The sequence below is a fragment of the Ruegeria sp. CDSC045 genome, assembly GCF_059610725.1.
Genome location: NZ_JBXWOE010000001.1, coordinates 881,137 through 906,682, shown reverse-complemented (window position 1 = coordinate 906,682; position 25,546 = coordinate 881,137). Strand labels below are relative to the sequence as shown.

Sequence of the window (25,546 nt, the reverse complement as noted above, 5' to 3'; positions counted from 1 at the left end):
ATTAGGCCTCCAGAATTTCGGATGCGCGCTGGATACCGGCGCGGATGCGTTGATAGGTGGCACAGCGACAGGCGTTGCCGGACATGTAGTCGTCGATTTCTTCAACGCTGGGCTTTGGGTTTTCGGACAGCAATCCGACCGCCGACATCACCTGGCCGGATTGGCAGTAACCGCATTGAACCACGTCCAATTCGACCCAGGCCTGCTGTACCGCGGCGCCAATATCGTTGTTTCCGACAGCTTCGATCGTGGTGATTTCGGCGTCTTCGACATCCTCGATATACGTCTGGCAAGAACGCACAGGCTCTCCGTCCAGATGCACGGTGCAGGCCCCACAGGACGCGACACCGCAGCCGAACTTGGTTCCTGTCATCTTCAGTTCGTCCCGGATTACCCACAGCAGGGGCGTGCCGGGCTCGGCCTCAACCGTGTGGGTCTGGCCGTTCAGTTTCAATGTCAAAGCCATTGGGGGGATCTCCTGTTGGGCTGGCTACCTGAATCGGTAAACTGGCGGGTTTACCTTAGGCAGGGGGCAGGGCGTTGTAAACCCGAGAGTTTACCTAGCGTTTGACCGATTCATGTCAAAGGGTCTATAGCTTTGGAGCATGAATGACCTCAGCGCACCGAAAGCATCAAAGCATGCCCAGATCATCGAGGCTGCCGTAGCTGAATTCCAGGAAAAGGGGTTCTCGGCGGCCAGTATGGATCGCATCTCGGCACGGGCCGAGGTCTCCAAGCGCACACTGTACAAGTATTTCGAAAGTAAGGAAAACCTGTTCCGCTCGATCGTGGTTGAGCTGTCGAACCGCTTCTCTGAGGTGTTGGATATCAGATACGAAAAGGGCCGGGATATCCAAGAGCAACTGACCGATCTGGCCTGGGCCGAGGGGCGCATTCTGATGTCACCCGAGGTGATGGCGATGTCGCGTATGGTGATCAGCGAAACCTTGCGCAATCCCGACCTTGCGGTCGCCGCGCAGGGTAAGCTGGACAAAACCGCTATTTTCTCAGCCATGCTGAAAGAAGCAGCGGAAGATGGTCAGCTGCGCATTGACAACCCTGAGGTCGCAGGCCGTGAATTCATCGGATTGATCAAGAGCAGGGCATTCTGGCCCATGGTTTTTTGCGGGTCTGTACTTAGTCAGGACGAAATGTCTGATACCATTCAGCGCAGCGTCGAAATGATGATTTGCCGGTACGGTGTCGACAATCGGTAACGCGGTTGGCAGACACAAGGACGGCCCCTTTCGAATATGCTAAACCCCGGGCTGCCCGATTCGAAGGGCAGGAATTTGCGGTTTCGATCCGTCAGATTGGATACCGGGTGCGACGAGGACTCAGCATTGAATGACAAGGTAAGACAAGCCGCACGCCTGAGCGTCGCCCCTATGATGGATTGGACGGACAGGCATTGTCGCTATCTGCATCGGTTGCTGAGCACCGAGGCGCTGCTGTACACTGAAATGGTCACAGCGCCTGCGTTAGTTCGGGGTGGCGCGCTGCATTTGCTGGACCACAACCCGCAGGAGCATCCCGTGGCCCTGCAACTGGGCGGGTCGGACCCTCAGGAATTGGCACAAGCGGCCCGGTTGGGGGCGGATGCTGGTTATGATGAGATCAATCTGAATTGTGGCTGCCCGTCTGATCGAGTGCAATCTGGCACTTTTGGTGCGGTGCTGATGAAATCCCCTGACCGCGTTGCGGATTGTGTTGCCGCAATGCGCGAAGCCGTGGACGTAGATGTCACGGTCAAATGCCGCATTGGAGTCGACGACCAACAGCCCGAAGACATTTTGCCTGAGTTTCTGAGCCAGATCAGGCAAGCGGGATGCACACGGGTCACGATCCACGCGCGCAAAGCCTGGCTGCAAGGGCTCAGCCCCAAAGAAAACCGGGATATTCCACCCCTGGATTATGATCTCGTGCATCGGATGAAGGCGGAATTCCCGGATATGCACATCTCTATAAATGGTGGCATTGCTGATCTGGAACAGGCGCGCGGGCATCTGGATGCAGGGCTGGATGGTGTCATGATCGGGCGGGCTGCGTATCATCAGCCGTCAGATGTTCTGTCCACAGCGGATCCTGTGATTTTTGGGGTCGGTCAGACCGCCGACCCGTTTGCTGTTGCCCGGAAAATGGTGCCTTATATCGAATGCCATCTTGCTGGCGGAGGGCGCTTGCACCAGATTACGCGACATATGCTTGGCCTGTTCGCAGGACGGCCGGGTGCGCGGGCTTGGCGACGGACCCTGTCTGAAGGTGCGGTGCATGACGGGGCGGGCCCCGAGGTTATGTTGCAGGCACTGGATCATGTCGCGCCTCTGACCGAGGCCTGAATGGTGGCAATACGGCAAAAGGTCGGTTGGGGGGAATGATGCCCGAAGTAATGTTGCTTGCTCAGATGCTGGTTCTTCTGCTGGTGATCGGAGCGCTGGCAGGCGTTTTGGCGGGTCTGTTGGGTGTCGGTGGAGGCATCGTGCTGGTCCCTGCTTTTTTCTATGCGTTTCAGACCCTTGGGTATGGCGGCCCGCAGTTGATGCAGCTGTGCCTCGCCACCTCACTGGCAACGATTATCGTAACCTCACTGCGGTCGGTTCTGGCACATAACAAAAAGGGTGCCGTTGATTGGGATATCCTGCGCAGTTGGGGTCCGGGCATCGCCATCGGTGCGGTGTTGGGCGTGATGGTGGCATCCGCTCTTCGGACCGAGGCATTGCAAGCCCTGTTCGGTGTATTGGGTATGGTGATTGGTGCCTATCTTGGTCTGGGTAAATCCGAATGGCGACTTGGAGACGCCATGCCCAAGGGCCTGAAACGCGCGCTTCTGTCGCCCTCGGTCGGGTTCCTGTCGGTGCTTATGGGCATTGGCGGCGGCAGCTTTGGCGTACCGTTAATGAGCTTGTTCAACACGCCAATTCACCGGGCTGTGGCCACGGCTGCCGGGTTTGGCGTGATCATCGCTGTGCCCTCGGTCATGGGGTTCCTGTTTCTCGAAATTGCCCCTGAACACCGCCCGCCCTTTACCATCGGCGCCGTCAATCTGATTGCCTTTGGGATTGTGGTCGCCATGACCATGATCACTGCGCCTTGGGGCGTAAAGTTGGCCCATGCGATGGATCCAAAGCCGCTCAAGCGGATATTCGCGGTCTTCCTGACTCTGGTCGCCCTGAATATGTTACGCAAGGCGTTGGGTTTTTGAGTTCTTTCGAGGAAAAGGGCTGGGTGAAATTTCCCCACGACCGGGCTATTCTGGACTGGGTATCTTATGCGCTGCCCGCAGCACGCGCTGCTGCGACGGATCCGGAATTCGCGCATTGGCTGGACTGTGAAGGGACTTGGTTCATTGGGGTCGACGCGCTGAACAACGACACCGAGGGCAGGGTCCAGGGTTCCCCGGTTCTGACCGGGGCCGTCATGGATTTCATAGTGTCGCGTTATGGGTCGTTGCCATTGCACAAAGCCCAGGTCTCGGTCATTTTCCCCGGCTACCCGTTGCCCCGGCGCGGAGAGGGCGAGGCTGCTGCCCAGTATCGAGCAAAGCGGGATGCGGCCCATGTGGATGGTTTACGCCCGTCCGGCCCGGACAGGCGCCGAAGGGTCGAGGAACCGCATGCGTGGATACTGGGCATTCCATTGACTGATGCCAGCGAGAATGCGTCCCCGATGGTTCTTTGGGAAGGTAGCCACAAGATCATGCAGGCTGCATTTGCGGATGCACTTGAAGACAAACGCCCGGAAACTCTGGATCAGGTGGACATAACAGATGTTTATCAGGCTGCCCGTCGTGAGGTCTTTGATACTTGCCGTCGCATCGTACTGCCCGCACGTCCGGGCGAGGCCTATCTGCTGCACCGCCACTGCCTGCACGGGGTAGCGCCATGGGGCAGCGGGGCTGAGGCTGGGTCGGATGGCCGGATGATCGCCTATTTTCGGCCTGAATGCGCTGGCGGTGTGGCCGAATGGATCAAATCCTCCTAACGTTCTGTCATTATACAGATTTGGAGGATTTTTTGATGATTGCTGTCCACAAAAACTCTGACGGAGCATTGATTGAAATCGAGCTTTCCGGCGAAGTGACAGGTACGGACTATTCCACAACATTGATCCCGGCGATTGAGGCCGCACTGGCCGAACACGACACGGTGCGGTTGTTGGCGATCGTGCAGCCAGAGTTCAAAGGGTACGATCTGAATGCGGTTTGGTCGGATACAAAATTGGGCCTCAGCCACTGGCGCGGCTTTGACCGAATTGGAGTGGTGGCGGATCAGGGTTGGGTTCAGACCAGTATCCGGCTTGCGGCTCCACTTTTCCCTTGCCCTGTGCAGGTATTCGATCACGCGAATATTGAAGAAGCGCGCCGATGGTTGCGCGAATCTCTGGGCTCTATTCACGTTATGGATCTGGGCGGCCCCTGCGTGCAGGTCAGCCTGATGGGAAAACTCGACCCTGACGAATTCAAAAAGGCCGAAACCGATCTGGACTACATTTTGCGGGAGAAACAGGGGTTTCGCCTGCTGATTGATCTGTCCAAGTTTGACGGATGGCAAGGCCTTACGGCGCTTGCCTCGCATTTTCGGCTGGCCCGGGGGCATATTGGTAATCTGGATCGGGCAGCGGTTGTTGGCGACAAAGCCTGGCAACATCTGGCCCAACGGGTGGCCAGCCACATCCTTGGCACACGCACTCAGTTCTTTCCCGCCGAGGAAATTCAGAACGCCAAAACATGGCTTGCGTCTGGGTAGAAACGCAGCGGCTTGAGCCTGCTGTGACATTTACGTCAGGGCACAGAAATATCAGCGAGGATTTTTCTTGATCGATTGGTCAAAAAAGACGTACACAGATCGAACTCCTCTGCCGAGCCACTGCAGAGGATCGATTGTTGAAACGCGCCGCTGTGGGTTGCCACTCACTCACCAGCTGTCAACGAACTTGACCCCCTCGTAGTTCAGACCAGCCCGCAGCGGTGCAGATTCAGCAATCACATCCTTTTGTGGAAATCTCAGGCCTTGTTGAGCCGCCCCGCCCGGCCGCCGCGCCGTTTGGCAAGCAGCGGTTTGCGAGACGGTAGGTCTGCCATGATATCGGCGCGCTCAGAGCTGTCCATTTTCGACCAGCGAGAGATTTCGTCGATCGTGCGGTAGCAACCGGTACAAATACGCTCGGTCGGGTGCACAACGCAGATCTGGATGCACGGGCTTTCGACCTCGTTCCTTTTCCAAACCATGTTCGACATCAGCGTTTTCCGATCCTTAGAGAAAGCGCATTCTGTCCAGCGCGCCTTGCAGAATATAGCCTGCCGCGACGTGGTCGATAACCTGTCCGCGACGCTTTCGTGTCGTATCCGCCTCAAGCAGTGCCTTTTCTGCCGCAACCGTGCTGAGCCGTTCGTCCCAGAACCCGATCGGAACTTCGGTCAAACGGGACAGGTTTCGGGCAAAAGCACGGGTGGACTGGCAGCGCGGCCCTTCGCTGCCATCCATGTTTTTCGGCAGACCCAGTAGGATGCCCCCGATCTCACGGTCGGCTATGATTTCCAGCAGACGGGCAGAATCCAGAGTGAATTTCTTGCGCCTTACGGTCTCCAACGGGCTAGCAACACCGCGCATCCGGTCCGAGACTGCAACCCCGATAGTCTTTTCTCCCAGATCGAGACCGATCAACGCGCTCATAGGCGCAAGCGCGCCTGCAAATTCCTCAAAAATGTCATGGATCATTGGGTCACCCCAGCCTGAGCTGCTGCCGCACCAAGGATATCCAGTGCGTTGTCATTGTCCGAGAATACGGATTGGGCTTCGGCGTAGATCGCGGTGGCCCGGTCGATGTCGCCAACCACCCCAAGGGCACCGATCAGCCGGGCCCATTCTTCGGGGGAACCGCCTTCGGTTGCAAGCCTGTCTGACAGTTGCTCGACCATGCCAAGGATCATCTCTTGGCGCTCCTCAGCGGTCAGAGATGCAGCGGCCTCGATGTCATCCTCACCGGGGCCTGGGTTCCCTGCTGGTATAGGGGCGGCATTGAACACACCCGCACGAAAGGCCAGATCGTCCATCTGTGCGCGAATGGCCGTTGCCCAGGGGGCATTTGTCGGCGCGCTTCCAAGTGCATCCACCCAGATCCTGTAACCGATATCAGGTCGTCCGACCTGTACCATCATCTGTCCCAGGTAATACAAGGCCGGACCATGGCGTGGATCACGCTGCAATGACTGTTTCAATGCGTCTTCAGCTTCGGGCGAGATATATCCGTTGGTAGCAAGGATCATCATCTCGGCAAGATGCGAATAGACATCTGCGGGTGCAGTATTCCCGGACAGTTCGATCACACGTTGCTGCGCTTTGTAGGCGGCATGGAAGTTACCTGCGTTCGCCTCGTGCTGGGCAAGAAGGATATGTCCTTGTAGGTCATCAGGACGACCGGAAACGGTTTCGCGTAGTTGCCCGAGAAGAGAGGCATAGCTTTCGTCAAGCTGTGGCAGTGGTGCGGGTGGCGTGGCGGCTTCTGCCTCGGCCTGACTGGGGCGCTCTGTGCGCAGAGCATCGGCCATTTCTAGCCGCAATGACAGGGGCTGATCGGGGAGCCCGGCTGCACCAAGCTTCAGATACATCCAGGATCCTCCGCCTACCAGGATGACCGCGACAAATATGGATGCCGTAACCGAGATCCATTTGGAAGGCCCTTGCGGTTCAGACAAAGATTGCATCTGCGCATCAGCCGCAAGAATGCGGCGTGAAATTTCCGTGCGAACTCGCTCGGCATCTGCGTCAGCGATGACACCACGGGCCAAGTCTCGATCTACGCTGGCCAACTGTTCACGATAGACCTGCAAGTCATACGCAGTGGATGGTTCGCGCGTATCTCGCCTACGCAGTATCGAAATCCCAAGAAAAACCGCTATCAGGACGGCGGTGGCTATGATGAGGGCCCAGAAGGTCATGATAACTCCAAGATGGCTGTCCTGACTTAGACCTGTGGCGGGGCGGAAAAAAGGGACAAATGGCCGCGAGGGGGCTTCATGTCGCAATAATAAGGGCGATGTCGCAATAGTGCGATATTATGGCGTTGCACGGCAGGGGCCAAAGGCGGTTACACGGCATACCTGCGCCAATCACCGAACCGGATGGATTCGCTTATGAAACACTATTCAGCCTTTGCTGTGGCGCGCGAAGCGCTGCGCTATCATACCGGATGGGAACGCGCCTGGCGTTCGCCCGAGCCCAAGAAACGCTATGACGCCGTCATTGTGGGGGCGGGTGGCCATGGTCTGGCAACCGCCTATTACCTGGGTAAGAACTATGGCATCCAGAATGTCGCTGTGATCGAAAAAGGCTGGTTGGGCGGTGGTAATACCGGTCGGAACACAACCATCATCCGCTCGAACTATCTGCAGGATCCGTCTGCCGCGATCTATGAAAAGGCGCGCAGCCTTTATGAGGATCTGAGTCAGGACCTGAACTATAACGTCATGTTCAGCCCGCGCGGCGTGATGATGCTGGCGCAGACCCAGCATGAAATCCGCGGCTATCAGCGCACGGCTCATGCGAATGCGCTGCAGGGTGTAAAGACTGAATGGATCACACCTGAACGGGTCAAGGAACTGGTACCAATCATCAATCTCGAAGGCCCGCGCTATCCGGTTCTGGGTGCGCTGTGGCAGGAACGCGGTGGCACCGCCCGTCACGATGCGGTGGCTTGGGGCTATGCGCGCGCTTGTTCCGCCATGGGCATGGATATAATCCAGCAATGCGAAGTGACCGGGGTTCGGTCACAGGATGGTCGTGTTGTCGGTGTCGACACCACCAAAGGTGCGATCGACTGTGACAAGCTGGGCATCGTGGTTGCGGGCCATTCCGGTCAACTGGCCGAAATGGCGGGCTTCCGTCTGCCGCTGGAGGCGATTGCTCTGCAGGCGCTGGTGTCTGAGCCGATCAAACCCTGCATGGACGTGGTCGTGATGGCCAACACGGTGCATGGCTACATGTCGCAATCCGACAAGGGAGAGATGGTGATCGGTGGCGGCACCGACGGGTTCAACAACTACACCCAACGCGGCAGCTTCCACCATATCGAAGAAACTGTGCGCGCGCTGGTCGAGACCTTCCCGATGATCTCACGCCTGAAAATGCTGCGGCAATGGGGCGGGATCGTGGATATGACCGGCGACCGCTCGCCCATCCTGTCAAAAACACCGCTTGGGAACTGTTTCATCAACGGTGGCTGGGGCACCGGTGGCTTCAAGGCCATTCCAGGGTCCGGCTGGGGCATGGCACAGCTGATGGCCACGGGCCATTCACCGCTGACCGAGGCGTTCTCGTTGGATCGTTTCAAAGAAGGCCGCTTCATCGACGAAAGCGTCGCGGCCGGGGTGGCGCACTGATGCAGATTTTCCGGCGAAAAATCTCGCGCGCCCGTTACTCAGATTTCGCATGCAGCATGGTCTCGCCTGCTGCCGAGAGGATGAACATATGCTGATCCTGAATTGCCCCTATTGCGGCGTCGATGCCGAAGAAACCGAATTGGCCGCCGGTGGCGAGGCGCATCTGAAGCGTTTCGGTCCGGGCTCGTCGGATGGTGACTTCCACGATTACCTGTTCATGCGTGAAAACCCTAAAGGCGTTCATTTCGAACGCTGGCGCCATGCGAATGGATGCGGCAAGTGGTTCCACGCGGCGCGCTGCACGCAAACGCTCGAAGTTTTCGGCACCTACTCTGCCCAGGTGTTTGAGCCGCCCAAAGAAATTCGCGAGGCGATCACCGCCAAGCGCCCTGGCTGGACGTGGAGAGAATACAAATGATCCGCGCCACCACCCGTAATTCCGCCTGCGAAAGGTCCGCATCATGAGCACCCGTCTCGCAAATCAAGGCCGGCTGATTGACCGGTCGAAACAGGTCACATTCTCCTTCAACGGCACTTCGATGCAGGGCTACGAAGGCGACACGCTTGCCTCGGCCTTGCTGGCTAATGATCAGATGATGATGGGCCGGTCGTTCAAGTATCACCGCCCGCGTGGTGTTGTCGCCAGTGGTGCGGAAGAACCCAACGCTCTGGTCGGTCTGGGGCAGGGCAATCGGTTCGAGCCGAACCAGCGCGCCACCACGACCGAGCTGTTCAACGGTCTGACCTCGATTTCTCAGAACCACTGGCCGAACCTGGAATTTGATATCGGTGCGATCAATACGCACCTGTCGCGGTTCCTGCCGGCTGGCTTCTATTACAAGATGTTCATTCATCCCAAGCCGTTCTGGAAACACGTCTACGAGCCGTTCATCCGCCAATCTGCCGGTCTGGGCAAAGCCCCCGACAAGGACAGCCGTGATGCGGATACCTATGAGCATTTCTACAACTTCGTCGATGTGTTGGTGATCGGTGGCGGTGTGGCCGGTTTACAGGCTGCCAAAGTGGCTGCTCAGACCGGTGCAAAGGTCATGTTGATTGAGCAGACCGCGCATTGGGGTGGCCGTGCCCCAGTTGATGGCGGCACAATCAATGATGAGCCTGTGGATAAGTTCGTGGAACAAACTGTTTCCGAACTAGAAACAATGAACAACGTCATCTTGCGCAATCGCTGCATGGGTGCTGGGGTCTATGACCATGGCTATGTGCTGGGCTATGAACGCCTGACGGACCATAAGCCTGGCGCACAAGGCCCGCGCCATCGCCTGTGGCGTATTAGGGCGAAACAGGTCGTGACTGCTACCGGAGCGATTGAGCGTCCGTTGTCTTTTGCGGGTAATGATGTGCCGGGTGTCATGCTGGCCTCGGCCATGCGGGACTATGTCGTGAACTGGGGTGTGACACCCGGTGAAAAGGTGATTGTGGCCACCAATAATGACGACGCCTACCGGACTGCGATAACCTTGAAACAGGCCGGTGTGGATATCTTGCGTGTGGTTGACGCAAGGGCTACCTCGGGCCCTCTGGCTGAAGAGGCGCGCCAACTGGGTATCCGCGTCGATGTGGGCAAGGCTATTGCCAAAGTCAAAGGCGGCAAACGCGTCAAGAAAGTTGCCATTTGCAATCAGGACGGCATCGGTGGCGCCCGTGAAGAGGTCGAATGCGACGCTGTTGCGATGTCAGGCGGTTGGTCTCCGGTCGTGCATATGTGGTCGCATTGCGGCGGCAAGCTGATCTGGGACGATGCCAATGCGCATTTCCGGCCGGATCCTGCACGACCCCCGCTTGGGGCCGATGGCGAAGGGTTCGTCGTAGCCGCCGGGGCATCGAATGGCCCGATGGCGCTGGGCGATGTGCTGGCCGATGCCGATGCAGCTGGTAAGGCCGCAGCCAAAGCGGCTGGATTCAAAACCAAACGCACCAAAGCGCCTGTCGGGGAAACTACGTCCGAGGCACCTATGGCTGCGGTCTGGTTGATGCCTGCGAACGCGGATATTCAACTGCGGATGAAGTCCTGGCTGGACTTCCAAAACGACGTCAAAGTATCGGACGTGCAACTTGCCGCGCGTGAGGGGTATGAGAGCGTTGAACATACCAAGCGTTACACCACTCTGGGCATGGCAACGGATCAGGGTAAACTGAGTAACATCAACGGATTGGCGATCCTAGCCGATGCGTTGGACTCCGAAATCCCGAAGGTTGGAACAACAACGTTCCGCCCGCCTTACACCCCAATTTCAATGGCATCTATCGGCGGTGAGGCACGTGGTGAGGTGTTCCAGCCAATCCGCCAGACTCCGATGCATAACTGGCACGACAAGAACGGCGCCGATTGGGAGCCGGTCGGCCATTGGCGCCGGACCTATGCCTATGTTCGCCCGGGTGAATCCGTGCATGACGCCGTGAACCGTGAGGTGAAAAACACCCGCGAGAACCTCGGCTTGCTGGACGCCTCGACCCTGGGTAAGTTGATCGTCAAAGGGCCGGACGCAGGCAAGTTCCTGGACATGATGTACACCAACATGATGTCTACGCTGAAGATCGGCAAATGCCGCTATGGCCTGATGTGTTCCGAAAATGGCTTTCTGATCGACGACGGTGTTGTTGCCAGGATCGACGAAGACACATGGTTGTGCCACACCACCACCGGCGGGGCCGAACGTATCCACGGTCACATGGAAGAATGGCTGCAAACCGAATGGTGGGACTGGAAAGTCTATGTTGCCAACGTGACCGAGCAATATGCGCAGGTCGCCGTTGTTGGCCCCAACGCCCGGAAGGTGCTTGAAAAGCTCGGTGGCATGGATGTGTCGAAAGAGGCGCTGCCCTTCATGGAGTGGCGCGATGGCAAGATCGGCGACTTTGATTGCCGGGCCTATCGCATCTCGTTCTCGGGTGAGCTGTCGTACGAGATCGCCGTTCCTGCATCCCAAGGGCAGGCTTTCTGGGATGCGCTGACAGAGGCAGGCAAGGAATTCGGCGTGATGCCCTATGGCACTGAATGTCTGCACATCCTTCGGGCCGAGAAAGGCTTTATCATGATCGGCGACGAGACCGACGGCACCGTGATCCCGCAGGATCTGGGGCTGCATTGGGCGCTGTCGAAAAAGAAAGAGGATTACCTCGGCAAGCGCGCTCATTCCCGCAGCCATATGGCCGATCCCGAGCGTTGGAAACTGGTGGGTCTTGAGACTGTGGATGGTTCTGTCATCCCGGATGGGGCTTACGCAGTGGGCGAGGGTGTCAACGCCAACGGTCAGCGCAACATGATCGGTCGTGTGACCTCAACCTATTATTCGGCCAATCTGGGCAAAGGCATCGCCATGGGCTTGATCAAGCATGGTCCTGACCGCATGGGCGAGATTGTCGAGTTCCCCGGCACCGATGGCAAATCCTACAAAGCAAAGATCGTGGATCCGATCTTCTTCGACAAGGACGGGGAGAAGCAGAATGTCTGAACCCATCAGCGCACTGAACCACGCCAGCTATGAGGGCATCGCCAAGGTTGAAGAATGCGGCCTGCAGGGCATGATCACCCTGCGCGGCGACCTGTCCGACAAGGTTCTGGCCAAGGCCGTCAAAGACGCCACCGGTCAGAAAGTACCCGGCCAGCGCGAGGCATTTGTCGACGGAGACTGCGGTGTTTGCTGGATGTCCACCGACGAATTGCTTGTGCTTGTCCCATATGCCGAGGTCGAGGCCAAACTGGCCGCGATGACCAACGCGCTGAGCGGTGTGCATGCCCTGGCGGTCAACGTCTCGGATGCCCGCGCGGTGTTCAGCATCTCGGGCGCGAACGCTCGCGAAGTTCTGGGCAAACTGGCCCCGGTAGATCTGTCGGCTGACGCCTTCCAACCCGGCCAAATCCGCCGTTCGCGCTTGGCGCAGGTTGCCGGTGCGTTCTGGCTGGATGACGCCGAAACTCTCCGCGTCGTCTGCTTCCGGTCAACCGCAGACTACGTGTTCAAACTGTTGAAGGTCGCAGCGCAGCCGGGCAGTGAGGTCGGGGTTTATTAGGTTCCGAAGCTAGGAAAAAAAGCCCCGGATTTTCCGGGGCTTTTGCGGTTTAACCGAAGCTTAACCATCGATCACTTTGCATTTGCCTTGCCCTGAAGGCTTGTTGACAAAGTTGGCATTCACCCAGTTGCCTCTCAGTTTCACGGTGTTGTCAGAAGGGTCAATGCGGGCCGTGTAATTTACCCGGACTTTTTGGCCGCCAAACTCTGTCAACTCAACGCGCCAATCCAGCTTGTAACGCTTCTTTCTATCAATTTTCAGCTTAGCGGACTGCATTTCGTTGTGCCCGCTGGCTGTTTGCGCACTAACGCCGTCCTTATCAATAACAAAGATATAGCGGGGCGCGACCCACCCGGTTCCGTCGCGGTCGCGAACGGCACAATCGTAAGTAATTGTTTCAGCCGCCGCTGCCTGTGCAAAAACGGTAAAAATGGATGCTAAGAAAAGATATTTCATGGTTCCTCGTTTACTCGGTCTATCCAGAAGGGAAGACACCAAACAACGCGAGAGTTTCAAGCGCATATGCAACTAATGCACGAAAAAAATACTGCACCTTCTATTCATGCAACACAACGGCGCGATACCGCTTCAACTCTTGAGGTTGCAGCAATTCTTCGACCTTTAGCGGGTGCCCGTTTTCGTCTTGAATTTCGGTGTAGAATGAAAGGCTTTCAAGGAGTTGAGATGTCCGTGTAAGCCGGTCTTCCTCGGCCAGAAGGGGCGAGTGGAGCGAAAGATAGAGGGCCGGGCGATGCTTTTTCAGAAAGGGCAGAAGGCTCGGCAGAACCGCAAATTCTGCCCCTTCGATATCCATCTTGACCAAGGAGACACGGGACAGGTCATTTACGGCCTCGAACTGATCCCACTCGATGGTCAATGCATCTGTCCCATGCACCCCGTCATGCAACAGTGAACTGGTGGAATCCCCGGGTTCACCGCGAACGGATGCCATACGGGCCACGCCGAATTGATCCGACAATGCGACGCCAAATGCCGAAACATTGCGAATGTCGTTCAGGTCCAGATTCCACGCCAGATGCCGAAACGCGGTGGGGTCTGGTTCGAAACACCAGACGTGGCGGGCTTTGCGGGCACCGTACAACACCGTTGGGCCGATCCATGCCCCGATGTCCAGATAGTCGCTGTCCGGCGTTAGATATCTATCCAGCACGGCAAAAGTCTCGGGCTCCCACGCGCCGGCCGAGGCCTTGCGCCAGAACTTTGAGTGGTAGGGATCCAGCCGGAAAGGCTCGCCATTCAGGCTGCCCGCATAGTATCCGCGGGCGCGGTAAAACATCTTGCGCGCCTGAGTTAGCATCGCGGACCTCCGGGTTTTATGATCTCTGCCCTTGACCTGCGGCACTTGCCAAAGCATTTAACCTTTGGAAACCGCAACATTCATTTTCAACAGGGGGCCGAGATGGCTTTTGAACTTCCTGATCTTCCTTATGCACACGACGCGCTGGCAGCCAAGGGCATGTCCGCCGAAACATTGGAGTTTCACCACGACCTGCACCACAAGGCCTATGTCGACAACGGCAACAAGTTGATCGCCGGTACCGAGTGGGACGGCAAGTCGCTGGAAGAGATCATCACCGGCACCTACGACGCAAATGCCGTGGCGCAAAACGGCATCTTCAACAACATCAGTCAGCTTTGGAACCACAACCAGTTCTGGGAGATGATGGGCCCCGGCGACAACGCCATGCCTGGCGAGCTGGAAAAGGCGCTGGTCGAATGCTTTGGCTCGGTTGACGAGTTCAAGTCGCAGTTCAGCGCAGCTGGTGCCGGTCAGTTCGGCTCGGGCTGGGCGTGGCTGGTCAAGAATGCGGACGGTTCGTTGGCAGTGACCAAGACCGAAAACGGCGTGAACCCGCTGTGCTTTGGTCAGACTGCTCTGTTGGGTTGCGACGTGTGGGAGCATTCCTATTACATCGACTTCCGCAACAAGCGTCCGGTGTACCTGTCGAACTTCCTCGACAATCTGGTGAACTGGGAAAACGTCGCTTCGCGGATGTGATCCAGTGACCCGTAGAGGGTTCATAAAGGGCCTGCTGGCAGTGATGCTGGCAGGCCTTTTTGCTGCCACGTATGGTTTCTTCATCGAACCCGCGCTGCGCCTCCGTGTTCGTAAGTGGCGGATCCGGCGCGCGGACTGGACCGCACCGCCGCTGCGGATCGCGGTTCTTGCTGATCTGCATGTGGGTGAGCCCTATGTGGGGCTGAAAAGAATCCAGCAGATCGTCCGGCGCACCAATGCCTTGTCTCCCGATCTTATCCTGTTGTTGGGTGACTACGCCGCCGGGCATAGGATAAATCTAAAACCTGTGAAAATTGCCGATCTGGCGCCAGTGTTGTCCGGATTGCAGGCAAAGCATGGTGTCTATGCGGTTCTGGGAAATCACGACTGGTGGGATGACCGGTCAGCCCAAAAGCGCAGGGGCGGGCCGAATCTGTACGGCGATGCGCTGAGGCGGAATGGTATCCGGGTGCTTTCAAACGAGGCCTTCAAACTGGATGGTGCCGGGATTTGGCTTGCAGGCCTCGAAGATCAGTTGGCGATTTATACGGGCAATGGTCGATACCAAGGGCTGGATGACCTGCCTACGACGCTTAGGCAGATCACGGATGATGCCCCGGTGGTGATGATGGCGCATGAACCGGATATCTTCCCCAAAATTCCTGATCGCGTGGCCCTGACCCTGTCAGGTCATACTCATGGAGGGCAGGTACGGCTGTTTGGCTGGTCGCCGGTGGTGCCCTCGAAATTCGGCAATCGCTATGCCTATGGTCACGTGCGCGAAGGCAATCGCGATCTGGTCGTGTCCGGGGGTATCGGATGTTCGATCCTGCCCGTGCGTTTTGGTGTAACGCCCGAAATTACGGTCATCGAACTGTCCTCCTAACCGGTGAAAACTCGCCTATAACCGCAGTTTCGCGGTCCGGCCGGATTGTAAGACGGCGCGCAGTGCTTACTTTAAGTGTGGCGGAGGAGAGAGCCGCAAATCACTTTAAAAAAATTCCAGGCGGCGCGGCGAAAAACAAAGCTGCGTAAACGGTTAGCCGTGCCTGAAACCCGAGGGATGGTCTCAGAAAAACCAAAACAGGAGATCACAATGGTCGCACTATCGCAGGGAACATGGATTGTCATTGCCGACGGGGAAAAGGCGCTGTTCATGGAGAATATCACGGATGCCGAAGACCCCAATCTGGTGGTTGTCTCGGTCGAAGAAAGCGACGGCTCAGGCGTCAGGCCTTCGGATCGGGCAGGGCGACGCTCTGACAACGGGCCCAATCAGAAATCAGCCGTTGAGGAACCCAAGTGGAAATCGCAGGCCAAGTCTCTGTTCGTGCAGGATGTGGCAAATCTGTTGAATCGCAAAGGCCTGAAGGGGGCATATAAGCGCCTGGTACTGGTCGCCAGCCCTCATGTTCTGGGGCTTCTGCGCCGCCGCCTGCACAGCGAAGTCCTAAGGAAAGTGGTGGCCGAGGTTGATAAGACCCTGACCAACCACCCGCTGAACAAAGTGGAACAGGTTCTGATCAGCCGTCTAAAACCCGCCACCTAGGTCTGCGGCAATCTGCGGGCGGGTCACACCGCCCGACTAGCCCTTATGCGGGACCAACATCGCTCTCAGGGTCGACATCGCCGTTTCCGGGCTGTCGACCCACGCTATGAAATCGGCCAGAGATGTGTCCGCAAATCCCTGGCCGATGACCTGCTGCACAAGATCATGGAGGGCATCCCAATATCCATCAACATTCATGACCAGAATGGGCTTGTCGTGCAGACCCAACTGTCGCCATGTCAGGGCTTCGAACAATTCGTCCAGTGAACCCGGACCACCCGGCAGGACAACCACCGCATCGGCATTCATGATCATGACCTTTTTGCGTTCGTGCATCGTTTCGGTGATCACGAACCGGGTCAAGTCTGTCTTGCCAACCTCGCGCTTTAGCAGGTGAACGGGAATCACGCCGAACGTGTCCCCTCCGGCGGCTTGGGCCGCACGCGCGACCTCGCCCATCAGACCCACATCGCCCGCGCCATAGACCAGTCGCCAGCCCTCCTGCGCCAGAAGCTGACCAAAGGAGCGGGCTGCGTCGGAATAGCTGGTTTGGGCGCCATTGCGTGACCCGCAATACACACAGACGGATTTCTGAGACATCGAGAGGCTTCTCCGGGGTTGTATCTGGGGTTTTGACCCGTGATAGCGGTATTGATAGATTGGCTCAACCGTCAGGCAGAATGCGTTGTAGATAAGGCATTTGCGCTGCGGAGTGAAAGGAAGAGTATGGATTCCAATTCGGGAAGCGAGAGCCCCAGATCTTTCACCTGGGGGGTGATCGCCGGTTTGCTGGTTCTGTTGGGCGTCGGCGGTGCATATTTTTCCGGCGCGTTTAACGGCACGTCTCTCGACCCAACAGCGCAGGAAGATGTGGCTGAGGATGCGTCTGAGAACGCGTCCGTTGCCTCGGACACAGAAGAAACCCCGCAGGCCGATGCGACGACTGATACGGATACGGCAGCAGCCGAGGCTCCGACCGAAGAGGCTGACGAGACCGCTGAATCGGCTGAGGAGGTTGCTGAACCGGCTGAGGAAGTTGCCGAAGTTACGCCTCCGGCCTTGGATCAGATCTTTGTTGAGCCTGACGGGAATGCTGTTCTGTCCGGAAATGCAGAACCCGGCGCCAAGGTGCGGGTATTGCTGGACGGTGAGGCAGTTCACAGCTTTACCGTTGATGACAGCGGGCAGTTTGCCGAATTCGTGTCGATCCCGTTTTCCACGGCCGCACGCGGTCTGACACTGGAAACCGATGGGGTCGATCAACCGGTCCGCTCTGATGACTATCTGATTGCGGCTTTGCCCGAACCCGAACCAGAGGTCGCATCGGTTGATACGGCGGAAACCACCCTCGCCGACGAATCCGCAGGCGGCGATGAAACCGAGGCGGGGCAGGTCGCTCAAACCGGCGACACATCTTCTGAAGAAACGGCAGATTCCACGCAAGGACAACAGGTTGCGATCCTGCGATCGGGGGAAGACGGGGTCGAGCTTGTCCAACCTGCGACGCCTCAGAGCACCGAACCTGATCAGGTCGCGTTGGATACGATCGGGTATTCAGACACGGGTGAGGTCGAGCTGACCGGCCGCGTGGCTGATGGTTCCGCGGTACGCGTGTACCTGGACAACCAACTGGTCGCTGATATGCAGCCCACGGATGATGGAAAATGGCGCAGCGAGATCGAAGGCATTGATCCCGGTGTGTATACGCTGCGTGTGGATGAGGTTGCCTCGGACGGCACGGTTAAAAGCCGTCTGGAAACCCCGTTCAAGCGTGAGCCTCTAGAAGTTCTGAGCGTGGCCGAAGTGGACGATGGGCCTGCACCCTCTCAGGAAACACCGGCCATCCGTTCGGTTACAGTACAAAAGGGTGATACGCTTTGGGCTATCTCTCGGGAACGATTTGGCGATGGTGTCTTGTATGTCAAACTGTTCGAGGCCAACCGAGGCGCGATCCGCGACCCGGATCTGATCTATCCGGGGCAGGTATTCACCATTCCGGAATAATCCTGTACCTCTGACCTTCCGGGGTCAGGGGCACTCTCTGACCGCAGTTCCGGTACGTGAAGAGACGAGTAGCCCCGATGAATTCCGACAATATCCCAAAATTGGACGCGCGCAGCTCTGGCTGGCGTACAATCCGGAAAGTTGCGCCTTATCTCTGGCCCGAGGATGAACCCTGGGTTAAGCGCCGCGTTCTGATTGCAATGGGCATGTTGGTTCTGGCCAAGTTGATCGCGGTCTACACCCCGATTTTGTACAAAGGCGCGGTTGATAGCCTGGCGGGCGAGGGCGTTCCCCCCGTAGCGCTGGGTGCTGTTGGGTTGACGGTGGCATATGGTGTCGCGCGCATGATGACTGTTGGTTTGCAGCAGTTGCGGGATGCGGCCTTTGCTCCTGTCGGGCAGCGAGCATTGCGCGCACTGGCATTGGAGACTTTCCAGCATATCCACCAGTTGTCGATGCGCTATCACGTGACGCGGCGCACGGGCGGTCTGAGCCGTATTATCGAGCGCGGCGTAAAGGGGGTCGAATTCCTCTTGCGTTTCCTCCTGTTTTCCATCGGGCCTTTGATCCTTGAACTGCTGCTTGTTGCGATCATTCTGATGTGGCTGTTTGATGTCTGGTATCTGGTGGTCGTCGCGGCAACGATCGCACTGTATATCTGGTTCACATTTGCAGTGACCGAGTGGCGCGTGAAACTGCGCCGCGAGATGAATGATCAGGATACCGAGGCGAACCAGCGTGCCATCGACAGCCTGCTGAATTTTGAAACCGTCAAGTATTTCAATGCCGAAACGCGTGAAGCTGAACGGTATGATGTGTCAATGAAAGCCTACGCGGGGGCGGCTCTCAAGACTGCGTATTCTCTGGCGTTTCTAAATTTTGGGCAGTCCTTTCTGATCACCTGCGGATTGATCGGTGTGATGGTCTTGGCAGCCATTGGGGTACAGGCCGGGACGCTGACCGTGGGCGATTTCGTTATGGTCAACGCCTATATGATACAGATTACCGTACCGCTGAATTTTTTGGGTACGGTGTATCGGGAAATCCGCCAATCTCTGGTCGATATGGGCCAGATGTTTGACCTGTTGGAACAACCCTCCGAAGTGGTCGACAAGACCGATGCACCGGATCTGGATGTAACAGGGGGTGAGGTTACCTTGCATGATGTACAATTCGGATATGATGCTGAGCGGGAAATTCTCAAAGGTGTTTCCCTTACCATTCCTGCGGGCCAAACCGTAGCGATTGTGGGTGCGACGGGGTCGGGTAAATCCACCATCGGTCGGTTGCTGTTCCGGTTCTACGATGTCACCGGGGGCGCGCTGAAAATTGATGGGCAGGATGTGCGCGACGTCACGCAGACCAGCCTGCACGCGGCAATCGGAGTGGTGCCACAGGATACCGTGCTGTTTAACGATACCATTCGCTATAACATTGCCTATGGACGCGACGGAGCCACGCAGGAAGATGTCGAAGCCGCCGCCCGGGCTGCCCAGATCCACGATTTCATAGTTACGTTGCCCGAAGGCTATGACACGACAGTCGGTGAGCGCGGGCTAAAGCTGTCGGGTGGGGAAAAGCAGCGGGTCGGTATTGCCAGAACGCTGCTGAAAAACCCGCCAATCCTTTTGCTGGACGAGGCGACATCGGCGCTGGACACAGATACAGAACAAGACATCAAGGATGCTTTGGCCCATGCGGGCGAGGGGCGTACGGTTCTGACGATTGCCCATCGCCTGAGCACAATCGCCGAGGCAGACAGTATTGTAGTGCTAGAGCGTGGCAAAATCCTGGAGCAAGGCACGCATGATGAATTGCTGAAACGTGAGGGGCGTTATGCCCAGCTTTGGAATCGCCAGCAATCGGATATGCAGGCGGCCTGATAGGCGGCCCAAACTATGTTACACTACAGATCACTCATCTGAGGTTTTGTTATGCATAAATATTTCCGCAAGTTCATTGTGCCAGCCATAGCGGCAGTTGCCACACTTACACCGGTCTATGCGCTTGGAGACCCCATCATCGGAATTTGGAAGACCGAGCCGGATCGGAAGAACCTCGTCTCTGACATCAAAATTACAGCCTGCGGTGACAAGTTCTGTGGTCAGATTTTATCTGCATATGACGCCAGCGGAAAAGCAGTACAGACGCCGAATATCGGAAAGAAACTGTTTTGGGATGTCGGCAGCCAAGGCGGTGGTAAATATGGCGGGGGTGAATTCTGGGTGCCGTTAGTGAATGTTGATGCAGTTCCGCAAATGACGCTGAAGGGTGACACTCTGATGGTCAAAGGGTGTGAACACCACATTTGTGCGCATCAAACCTGGACGCGCGAGTAAAACAGGGCTGGATTGCCCAGCCCTGTTGCTTTTTATTCGGCTGCTTTCAGCGGTGAACCGGTCGGTTCTTTCCCAGAACTGTCAGCGCTCGGATCGTCGGCACGCAGCTCATCATCCCAGACCATTTCGGTTGCCTGAGCATTCATCGCGGCTTTACCGATAGCCATATCCAGCGCCACCTGGCTGGATTTTCCCGCTGTAGCACGGGCCAAAATCTTACCCAACCAGATGGCATAGGTTGTCACCCAGACCCGCATAGCCAAAAGCGAAGGCGTCACGATCAGCGTCAGTACCGTCGCGATACCAAGGCCAAAGACAACTGCGGTTGCCAGCTGTTTCCACCAGAGCGCTGTGGGGCTGTTGATCGAATACCCGCCGTTGATAAAGTCCAGCGACAGCCCGAACATCATCGGGGTAAGGCCAGCCATCGTGGTGAGTGTGGTCAACAGAACCGGACGAATGCGTGCCTCGGCGGTGCGTATGATCGCCTCGATCCTTGGCATGTACTGGCTATATTCCTGATAGGTGTCGATCAGAACAATGTTGTTGTTCACCACGATCCCCGCCAGAGCCACAATACCCGTCCCTGTCATGATGATCGAGAAGGGCTGTTGCATCACCATCATACCGATCAGAACACCTGTTGTGGACAGTACCACGGCCAGCAGAACCAGGATCGAATTGTAGAACGAGTTGAACTGCGCGAGCAGAATAACGAACATCAGCCCCAAGGCGCCCATAAAGGCATTCACAAGAAACGCCCCGGATTCGGCCTGATCCTCCTGATCACCTGTCCATGTCCAGCTGACGGAACTGCCAAAAGGATCGGTTTCCAGCCATTCAGTCAACACAACAATCCGTTCGTTCGGGTTAATCAGACTGGTGCGCGCGTCACCGGATTCGATCAGCGTGCGCAAAGCATCGGTGCTTTCTGCCTCGGTCAGCATGATCAGTTCGAACTGAGTGCCATCGGGAAAAGCCAATGCGCTAGCTGTGGGGCTTTCATCCTCTGCGAGTTCACGCACCACTGCCAATCTTTGATCGGCCCCATCCGGTCCTGTGACCACAACATTGCTCAGGCCGGGCTCAACATCCGCCTTCACGTCAAAATAACGTTCCTGATCGACACGGTTGATTTCGGCCAGTTTGGCGACTGGTTTGCGCGAGACAAAGTTGGACAGTGGCACCAAACCATCGACCGTGCGGACCTTGAGCGTGTCAAGCGTTGACAAGACTCGATCCTGATCAGGCAGGCGAACACGGATTTCGATTTCATCATCCACGTTGTCCGGGCGCATTTCGCCCAGCAAAAGGCCACGCGTAACAAGCTGTACCATCGCACCGACGGTGGCTACGTCTGCGCCAAACCGGCCTGCTTTGGCGACATCAACGTCAATCTGCCAATCGATACCGGGCAGGGGCAGCGTGTCCTCGATCTTAATAAGGCCCGGGGTGGCGTCGAATGCCTCACGTGCGGCCAAAGTGGCTGATGTCAGCTCTTGCCAGCCATCGGCCTTGATCCGCAGATGGACGGGTTTGGAAGAGCCCGGCCCTTGCTCAAGCGGCAAGGTCTCAACGATGATCCCCGGTAGCTGCGCAAGCTCCCTGTTCAACTCTTCCAGAACATAATCGCCGTCATAGTCTGGCGCCACTGTGTGCCGGTCCAACAATCCTCCGAAAATCGGTTCCGAGACGTTCGGTCTGTCTTCCCAAGGGATGATTTCGAACTGAACCTGACCAACTGTATCCGCCGGGGATTGGCCACCGGGTCCACCGGTGTCCAAACCACCTTCACCAGCGAATGCAAAGACGTTGATAACAGCCGGGTGCGCACTGATAATCTCTTCTGCGGCGAGTACCATCTGGTCCTTTTCGGCCAAAGAGATATTGCCGCGTGCACGGACATAGGCCGTGGCCTGCTCTGGTTCGCTTTCAACGAAGAATTCAACTCCGCGGTTGTTTTCCCCGAATGCCGTCATGACCAGATACACGGCGAAGCCAATCACAAGGATTGACACAAGCGGCATGACCGGGTTGCCCACAAGGAACTTTACCACATGCCCAAAGCGTGTGTGTTCGCGGCTGGTCTGCACATGCTCAACCGGGGCGCGTTCGATTTTTGCCGCGCTCAGGGTGACCGACCCGGCAAACGCACCTAGCATGAACAGGATCATTCCAAGAACTGAACTACCTGAATCGACCAGGTAATTCGGGTTCAGTGTCTGCATCGCCCCCAGGAAGATCAGGTATAACGACGGGGGAACCATCGCTGCCCGAACCCACCAGGCTGTTCGCGCCCTCAGCCAGTTCGACGACCGGTCAAACACGCGGCTGAGGCGGCCGGAAACGCCGCCCATCACGGGCAGGTAGATCAGTGCAACGATTAACGACGCCGACAGAACAAATATCAGCGTAACTGGCAGCATCCCCATGAATTCGCCCGGAACGCCGGGCCAAAAGAGCATAGGCAAGAAGGCGCATAATGTCGTAGCTGTCGAGGATACGATCGGCCAGAACATCCGTTGTGCGGCTTCGACATAGGCATGCATGGGACCCACGCCCTCGTTGATCCGCTTGTCGGCATATTCAACCACCACGATGGCCCCGTCGACCAGCATTCCGACCGCAAGAATCAAACCGAACATGACGATGTTCGAAATGCTGACCCCCATCACCGCAAGGAATGCAAAGCACAGCAGGAATGAGGTTGGAATCGCAAAACCCACCAGCAGGGCGGCACGGGTCCCAAGCGAGGCCAGAATGACAATCATAACCAGCGCAATAGCGGTAAGAACCGAACCCTCAAGCTGGCTGACCATCGACCCTACGATCCGGCTCTGGTCGTTCGAGGTGCCCAGTTTGATCGCCGCCTGCATCTCGGCTGGCCATTTGGATTGGGCCGCTGCGATAGAGGCTTTGACCTCGTCGACCGTGTCGATCAGGTTATAGCCTTTGCGTTTGACGACCTGCAGTGCCACGGTGGCCTCGCCGTTGAAGCGGGCGGTGCCTTCGCGATCTTCGAAAGTATAGTTGATTTGCGCCAGCTCGCCCATGGTCACGACGCGGTCGCCATTGACCTTGACGGGTAGGTCATACACGTCCTGGGCGGTCTTGAAAGACGAAGGGATCTTGACCGAGAAGGTGCCTTGATCGGTTTCCACCTCACCAGCGGCGATCAGCTGGTTGTTGTTCTGAACAACATTGATCAGCTCGGCGGCGGTAACGTTATACGCTTCCAGCCGCAGCGGGTCGATGATCACTTCTAGCAATTCGTCTCGATTGCCGGCTATCCCAGCCTCAAGCACGGAATCCAATGCTTCCAGATCATCCTGCAAATCTTTGGCGACACGGGCCATTGTTCTTTCAGGAACAGCTCCGGTCAGATTGACAATCACAATCGGGAATTCAGAAAAGTTGATCTCGGTCAGGGTATATTGCTCAGCCCCTTCAGGAAAATCGGCCTGGGCGCTGTTCATGGCGTCGCGGACATCGGCCATGATCGCCGTCTTGTCCCATCCAAAATCGAATTCCAGCGCGACACCGGCATAGCCTTCGGCAGCCGTCGACGTCATTTCTTTGAGACCGTCCAGATCAGCCAGCTCGGTTTCCATCGGCTTGACCAGCAGGTTTTCCGAGTCTTCAGCGGAAATGCCGGGGAACTGAACCGAGACGAAAAGCGCAGGGATTTCGATATCCGGCTCACCTTCTTTCGGCAGGCCAACATAGGCGTATCCACCTACGATCAAGGAAATCGCGATAAATGCCAGAACCATTCGGGCTCGGCCAGCGGCCCAGCTTACTATTCCGGTCATTGCGCTGCATCCCGATAAGTTGGCTCAACCATCACGCCGCGAGTCACGAATTCTTGCCCGACGATGATGATGTCCGCCGTTTCCGGCAACCCGTCGACCCAGACACCTTCGGAAGTGTCGCGCAACAAAGTGACCGGCAGGAAATCCACAATGTTCCCATTTCCAACGGTCCGTACACCAACTTTGCCATCGTTATTCAGCGTCAGTGCGGACTGAGGCAACAGATGTGCCTTGGTCCCTTCAGCCGAGATTCGGATGTCCGCAGTCTGACCGTCCCGAATTGTCAGGTCGGGGTTAGGAACGGTAATCTCGACCTCAAAGGTCCGGGTGGTCTCATCGGCCGACCGGCTAAGGAAGGTGACCCGCCCAGAGACCTGAAGCCCCGAGATCAGCTGGGCCGAAGCCTCGGACCCTACGATGATCCGGTTCACATCTGCCTCGGGAACAAACCCGACCAACTTGATTGGGTCCAACTGGATCACAGTCGCACACAGCGACCCTGGTTGCATAAGACTTCCAAGCTCAGCTGTGTCACTTTCTAACAGACCCTTGAATGGAGCTTCGATCGTCTGGCGTTCGATTTCACGTTCGGCGGCCTCGACTTCGGCTGATGCCGCTTCGATACCGGCGCGTGTTGCTTCCAGCCCGGCTTCGGCGCTTTTGATACCAGCCTGGGCTGTACTCATTTCTGCCTCGCTGGAAATCCTGCGGGTTTCCGACCCAAAACCGGTCTCTGATAGCTTTCGTGCGGCTTTCAAGTTGATTTCGGCTTCGGCTACGCGTGCATGTGCCTCCAGCAGACGCGCTTCGGCTTCGGGCACCCGGCTTTTGGCTTCAAGCTTGGCGGCTGCTGCTTCGGCCAGGCTTGCCGGACGGGTGCCTGGATCCAGCTCACATAACAAATCACCGGCTTCGACAAAACTGCCCTTGCGCTTGGGTTCTGATACGACAGTTGACGTCGTTTCGGCCAGAACTTCGACCTCGCGGTTTGCTCTGGTTTGTCCACGCAGAGTCACTGCGCTGTCTACTTCGCGGGCGACAGAGCGCTGTGCAACTACACGGATTACGTGCCGATCCTCTGCGGGAATTTCAGAAGATTCTGCCTCGGACGTAGTGCCCGGGTTTGAATCATCGCGGCCGGCGAATGCTAATAATGCATCCCTTTCGAATACCAAATAGAATAAGGCAACAATCACCAAAAAGGCGTTTACGAATGAAATCAAACGCATACAGGGTCTCTCCCAGAATTCTTTGCCGACTGTCCCTCGGCGCGCATGCTTAGAAATGGGGGCGGGGCCTCATCTTTTCCACACTAAACTGAATAGTTCGGTTCACTTTTTTCTGCAAGGGTATCCGCAGGTGGGGGAATTGTATGAAATCGGACCCTTGGCTTGGCAATGGCAGCGGGGT

General features: G+C 57.0%; 24 protein-coding genes. 15 read left to right on the top strand and 9 right to left on the bottom strand.

Annotation, left to right across the window (positions count from 1 at the left end; translation table 11 throughout):
- Position 1: 1 nt before the first annotated feature.
- The gene (locus AC2FH6_RS04530) at positions 2–466 is read right to left on the bottom strand and encodes a (2Fe-2S)-binding protein (RefSeq protein ID WP_496688520.1); all 465 of its coding nucleotides are present in this window, start codon (positions 464–466) and stop codon (positions 2–4) included.
- A 139-nt stretch (positions 467–605) separates the two neighbouring features.
- Between AC2FH6_RS04530 and AC2FH6_RS04525 the strand changes: the two genes are divergently transcribed.
- The 5 genes from AC2FH6_RS04525 to AC2FH6_RS04505 all read left to right on the top strand — a co-directional run bounded on the left by AC2FH6_RS04525 (position 606) and on the right by AC2FH6_RS04505 (position 4,745).
- Positions 606–1,217 (top strand): TetR/AcrR family transcriptional regulator, encoded by a 612-nt coding sequence (locus AC2FH6_RS04525; protein ID WP_496701376.1) that lies wholly within the window; start codon positions 606–608, stop codon positions 1,215–1,217.
- 126 nt (positions 1,218–1,343) lie between these two features.
- Positions 1,344–2,339: a tRNA dihydrouridine(20/20a) synthase DusA gene (gene dusA / locus AC2FH6_RS04520; protein WP_496701375.1), complete on the top strand. Its 996-nt coding sequence runs from the start codon at positions 1,344–1,346 to the stop codon at positions 2,337–2,339.
- 38 nt (positions 2,340–2,377) lie between these two features.
- Positions 2,378–3,202, top strand: coding sequence for a sulfite exporter TauE/SafE family protein (locus AC2FH6_RS04515; RefSeq protein ID WP_281971883.1), 825 nt, complete (start codon positions 2,378–2,380; stop codon positions 3,200–3,202).
- Positions 3,203–3,225: 23 nt separating this feature from the next.
- Complete coding sequence (locus AC2FH6_RS04510; RefSeq protein WP_496701373.1) at positions 3,226–3,981, top strand: hypothetical protein; 756 nt, start codon at positions 3,226–3,228, stop codon at positions 3,979–3,981.
- A gap of 35 nt (positions 3,982–4,016) precedes the next feature.
- On the top strand, positions 4,017–4,745 hold the full coding sequence (locus tag AC2FH6_RS04505) for a SpoIIAA family protein (RefSeq protein ID WP_496701371.1): 729 nt from the start codon (positions 4,017–4,019) through the stop codon (positions 4,743–4,745).
- A 257-nt stretch (positions 4,746–5,002) separates the two neighbouring features.
- Here the strand turns inward: AC2FH6_RS04505 and AC2FH6_RS04500 are convergent, their stop codons facing one another.
- Genes AC2FH6_RS04500 through ccmI form a run of 3 tightly spaced genes read right to left on the bottom strand, consistent with a single transcriptional unit; the run spans position 5,003 to position 6,937 of the window.
- Positions 5,003–5,236 carry a DUF1289 domain-containing protein gene (locus AC2FH6_RS04500; RefSeq protein WP_142633031.1) on the bottom strand — a complete coding sequence of 78 codons (234 nt, stop codon included), beginning with the start codon at positions 5,234–5,236 and terminating at the stop codon, positions 5,003–5,005.
- A gap of 16 nt (positions 5,237–5,252) precedes the next feature.
- Positions 5,253–5,717, bottom strand: coding sequence for a Holliday junction resolvase RuvX (gene ruvX, locus AC2FH6_RS04495; RefSeq protein ID WP_142633033.1), 465 nt, complete (start codon positions 5,715–5,717; stop codon positions 5,253–5,255).
- Positions 5,714–6,937 carry a c-type cytochrome biogenesis protein CcmI gene (gene ccmI, locus AC2FH6_RS04490; protein WP_496701369.1) on the bottom strand — a complete coding sequence of 408 codons (1,224 nt, stop codon included), beginning with the start codon at positions 6,935–6,937 and terminating at the stop codon, positions 5,714–5,716. Before ccmI ends, ruvX begins: the two co-directional genes overlap by 4 nt.
- Before the next feature lie 195 nt (positions 6,938–7,132).
- Here ccmI and AC2FH6_RS04485 point away from each other — a divergent pair, with 195 nt between their 5' ends.
- From AC2FH6_RS04485 to AC2FH6_RS04470, 4 genes are all read left to right on the top strand, one after another.
- Positions 7,133–8,377, top strand: a complete 1,245-nt coding sequence (locus AC2FH6_RS04485) for a sarcosine oxidase subunit beta family protein (protein WP_142633037.1) — start codon at positions 7,133–7,135, stop codon at positions 8,375–8,377.
- A gap of 88 nt (positions 8,378–8,465) precedes the next feature.
- Positions 8,466–8,795 carry a sarcosine oxidase subunit delta gene (locus AC2FH6_RS04480; RefSeq protein ID WP_142633040.1) on the top strand — a complete coding sequence of 110 codons (330 nt, stop codon included), beginning with the start codon at positions 8,466–8,468 and terminating at the stop codon, positions 8,793–8,795.
- Positions 8,796–8,838: 43 nt separating this feature from the next.
- Positions 8,839–11,853 carry a sarcosine oxidase subunit alpha family protein gene (locus AC2FH6_RS04475; protein ID WP_496701368.1) on the top strand — a complete coding sequence of 1,005 codons (3,015 nt, stop codon included), beginning with the start codon at positions 8,839–8,841 and terminating at the stop codon, positions 11,851–11,853.
- Entirely contained in the window at positions 11,846–12,412 is a 567-nt protein-coding gene (locus AC2FH6_RS04470) for a sarcosine oxidase subunit gamma (RefSeq protein WP_281994429.1), read from the top strand. The genes AC2FH6_RS04475 and AC2FH6_RS04470 overlap by 8 nt, the downstream gene beginning before the upstream one ends.
- A gap of 60 nt (positions 12,413–12,472) precedes the next feature.
- Here the strand turns inward: AC2FH6_RS04470 and AC2FH6_RS04465 are convergent, their stop codons facing one another.
- Positions 12,473–12,868, bottom strand: coding sequence for a hypothetical protein (locus AC2FH6_RS04465; protein ID WP_142633046.1), 396 nt, complete (start codon positions 12,866–12,868; stop codon positions 12,473–12,475).
- Positions 12,869–12,968: 100 nt separating this feature from the next.
- A complete protein-coding gene (locus tag AC2FH6_RS04460) occupies positions 12,969–13,730 on the bottom strand; it encodes an FkbM family methyltransferase (RefSeq protein ID WP_496692374.1) in 762 nt (253 codons plus the stop codon).
- Between the two features lie 102 nt (positions 13,731–13,832).
- On the opposite strand from AC2FH6_RS04460, the gene AC2FH6_RS04455 reads away from it, so the two are divergent.
- From AC2FH6_RS04455 to AC2FH6_RS04445, 3 genes are all read left to right on the top strand, one after another.
- On the top strand, positions 13,833–14,432 hold the full coding sequence (locus tag AC2FH6_RS04455) for a superoxide dismutase (protein WP_142633050.1): 600 nt from the start codon (positions 13,833–13,835) through the stop codon (positions 14,430–14,432).
- 4 nt (positions 14,433–14,436) lie between these two features.
- On the top strand, positions 14,437–15,318 hold the full coding sequence (locus tag AC2FH6_RS04450) for a metallophosphoesterase (RefSeq protein WP_496701366.1): 882 nt from the start codon (positions 14,437–14,439) through the stop codon (positions 15,316–15,318).
- A gap of 210 nt (positions 15,319–15,528) precedes the next feature.
- A complete protein-coding gene (locus AC2FH6_RS04445) occupies positions 15,529–15,981 on the top strand; it encodes a host attachment family protein (protein ID WP_496692372.1) in 453 nt (150 codons plus the stop codon).
- Between the two features lie 36 nt (positions 15,982–16,017).
- On the opposite strand, the gene AC2FH6_RS04440 is transcribed toward AC2FH6_RS04445, so the two are convergent.
- Complete coding sequence (locus AC2FH6_RS04440) at positions 16,018–16,581, bottom strand: LOG family protein (RefSeq protein ID WP_496692371.1); 564 nt, start codon at positions 16,579–16,581, stop codon at positions 16,018–16,020.
- Positions 16,582–16,707: 126 nt separating this feature from the next.
- Between AC2FH6_RS04440 and AC2FH6_RS04435 the strand changes: the two genes are divergently transcribed.
- The 3 genes from AC2FH6_RS04435 to AC2FH6_RS04425 all read left to right on the top strand — a co-directional run bounded on the left by AC2FH6_RS04435 (position 16,708) and on the right by AC2FH6_RS04425 (position 20,324).
- Positions 16,708–17,985, top strand: coding sequence for a LysM peptidoglycan-binding domain-containing protein (locus AC2FH6_RS04435; RefSeq protein ID WP_496700559.1), 1,278 nt, complete (start codon positions 16,708–16,710; stop codon positions 17,983–17,985).
- A gap of 77 nt (positions 17,986–18,062) precedes the next feature.
- Positions 18,063–19,868 carry an ABCB family ABC transporter ATP-binding protein/permease gene (locus tag AC2FH6_RS04430; protein WP_496700558.1) on the top strand — a complete coding sequence of 602 codons (1,806 nt, stop codon included), beginning with the start codon at positions 18,063–18,065 and terminating at the stop codon, positions 19,866–19,868.
- Positions 19,869–19,919: 51 nt separating this feature from the next.
- Positions 19,920–20,324 carry a DUF2147 domain-containing protein gene (locus tag AC2FH6_RS04425; RefSeq protein ID WP_496700557.1) on the top strand — a complete coding sequence of 135 codons (405 nt, stop codon included), beginning with the start codon at positions 19,920–19,922 and terminating at the stop codon, positions 20,322–20,324.
- A 32-nt stretch (positions 20,325–20,356) separates the two neighbouring features.
- Here the strand turns inward: AC2FH6_RS04425 and AC2FH6_RS04420 are convergent, their stop codons facing one another.
- Both AC2FH6_RS04420 and AC2FH6_RS04415 read right to left on the bottom strand, forming a co-directional pair.
- Positions 20,357–24,136, bottom strand: coding sequence for an efflux RND transporter permease subunit (locus AC2FH6_RS04420; protein ID WP_496701363.1), 3,780 nt, complete (start codon positions 24,134–24,136; stop codon positions 20,357–20,359).
- A complete protein-coding gene (locus AC2FH6_RS04415) occupies positions 24,133–25,365 on the bottom strand; it encodes an efflux RND transporter periplasmic adaptor subunit (protein WP_496700555.1) in 1,233 nt (410 codons plus the stop codon). The genes AC2FH6_RS04420 and AC2FH6_RS04415 overlap by 4 nt, the downstream gene beginning before the upstream one ends.
- Positions 25,366–25,546: the final 181 nt, after the last annotated feature.

Excerpts from the sequence above, each read along its gene's own strand:
- AC2FH6_RS04530 (WP_496688520.1), bottom strand. The coding sequence starts at position 466 with ATGGCTTTGACATTGAAACTGAACGGCCAGACCCACACGGTTGAGGCC.
- AC2FH6_RS04525 (WP_496701376.1), top strand. The coding sequence starts at position 606 with ATGAATGACCTCAGCGCACCGAAAGCATCAAAGCATGCCCAGATCATC.
- AC2FH6_RS04515 (WP_281971883.1), top strand. The coding sequence starts at position 2,378 with ATGCCCGAAGTAATGTTGCTTGCTCAGATGCTGGTTCTTCTGCTGGTG.
- AC2FH6_RS04505 (WP_496701371.1), top strand. The coding sequence starts at position 4,017 with ATGATTGCTGTCCACAAAAACTCTGACGGAGCATTGATTGAAATCGAG.
- AC2FH6_RS04500 (WP_142633031.1), bottom strand. The coding sequence starts at position 5,236 with ATGTCGAACATGGTTTGGAAAAGGAACGAGGTCGAAAGCCCGTGCATC.
- ruvX (WP_142633033.1), bottom strand. The coding sequence starts at position 5,717 with ATGATCCATGACATTTTTGAGGAATTTGCAGGCGCGCTTGCGCCTATG.
- ccmI (WP_496701369.1), bottom strand. The coding sequence starts at position 6,937 with ATGACCTTCTGGGCCCTCATCATAGCCACCGCCGTCCTGATAGCGGTT.
- AC2FH6_RS04485 (WP_142633037.1), top strand. The coding sequence starts at position 7,133 with ATGAAACACTATTCAGCCTTTGCTGTGGCGCGCGAAGCGCTGCGCTAT.
- AC2FH6_RS04480 (WP_142633040.1), top strand. The coding sequence starts at position 8,466 with ATGCTGATCCTGAATTGCCCCTATTGCGGCGTCGATGCCGAAGAAACC.
- AC2FH6_RS04475 (WP_496701368.1), top strand. The coding sequence starts at position 8,839 with ATGAGCACCCGTCTCGCAAATCAAGGCCGGCTGATTGACCGGTCGAAA.
- AC2FH6_RS04470 (WP_281994429.1), top strand. The coding sequence starts at position 11,846 with ATGTCTGAACCCATCAGCGCACTGAACCACGCCAGCTATGAGGGCATC.
- AC2FH6_RS04465 (WP_142633046.1), bottom strand. The coding sequence starts at position 12,868 with ATGAAATATCTTTTCTTAGCATCCATTTTTACCGTTTTTGCACAGGCA.
- AC2FH6_RS04460 (WP_496692374.1), bottom strand. The coding sequence starts at position 13,730 with ATGCTAACTCAGGCGCGCAAGATGTTTTACCGCGCCCGCGGATACTAT.
- AC2FH6_RS04455 (WP_142633050.1), top strand. The coding sequence starts at position 13,833 with ATGGCTTTTGAACTTCCTGATCTTCCTTATGCACACGACGCGCTGGCA.
- AC2FH6_RS04445 (WP_496692372.1), top strand. The coding sequence starts at position 15,529 with ATGGTCGCACTATCGCAGGGAACATGGATTGTCATTGCCGACGGGGAA.
- AC2FH6_RS04440 (WP_496692371.1), bottom strand. The coding sequence starts at position 16,581 with ATGTCTCAGAAATCCGTCTGTGTGTATTGCGGGTCACGCAATGGCGCC.
- AC2FH6_RS04435 (WP_496700559.1), top strand. The coding sequence starts at position 16,708 with ATGGATTCCAATTCGGGAAGCGAGAGCCCCAGATCTTTCACCTGGGGG.
- AC2FH6_RS04430 (WP_496700558.1), top strand. The coding sequence starts at position 18,063 with ATGAATTCCGACAATATCCCAAAATTGGACGCGCGCAGCTCTGGCTGG.
- AC2FH6_RS04425 (WP_496700557.1), top strand. The coding sequence starts at position 19,920 with ATGCATAAATATTTCCGCAAGTTCATTGTGCCAGCCATAGCGGCAGTT.
- AC2FH6_RS04420 (WP_496701363.1), bottom strand. The coding sequence starts at position 24,136 with ATGACCGGAATAGTAAGCTGGGCCGCTGGCCGAGCCCGAATGGTTCTG.
- AC2FH6_RS04415 (WP_496700555.1), bottom strand. The coding sequence starts at position 25,365 with ATGCGTTTGATTTCATTCGTAAACGCCTTTTTGGTGATTGTTGCCTTA.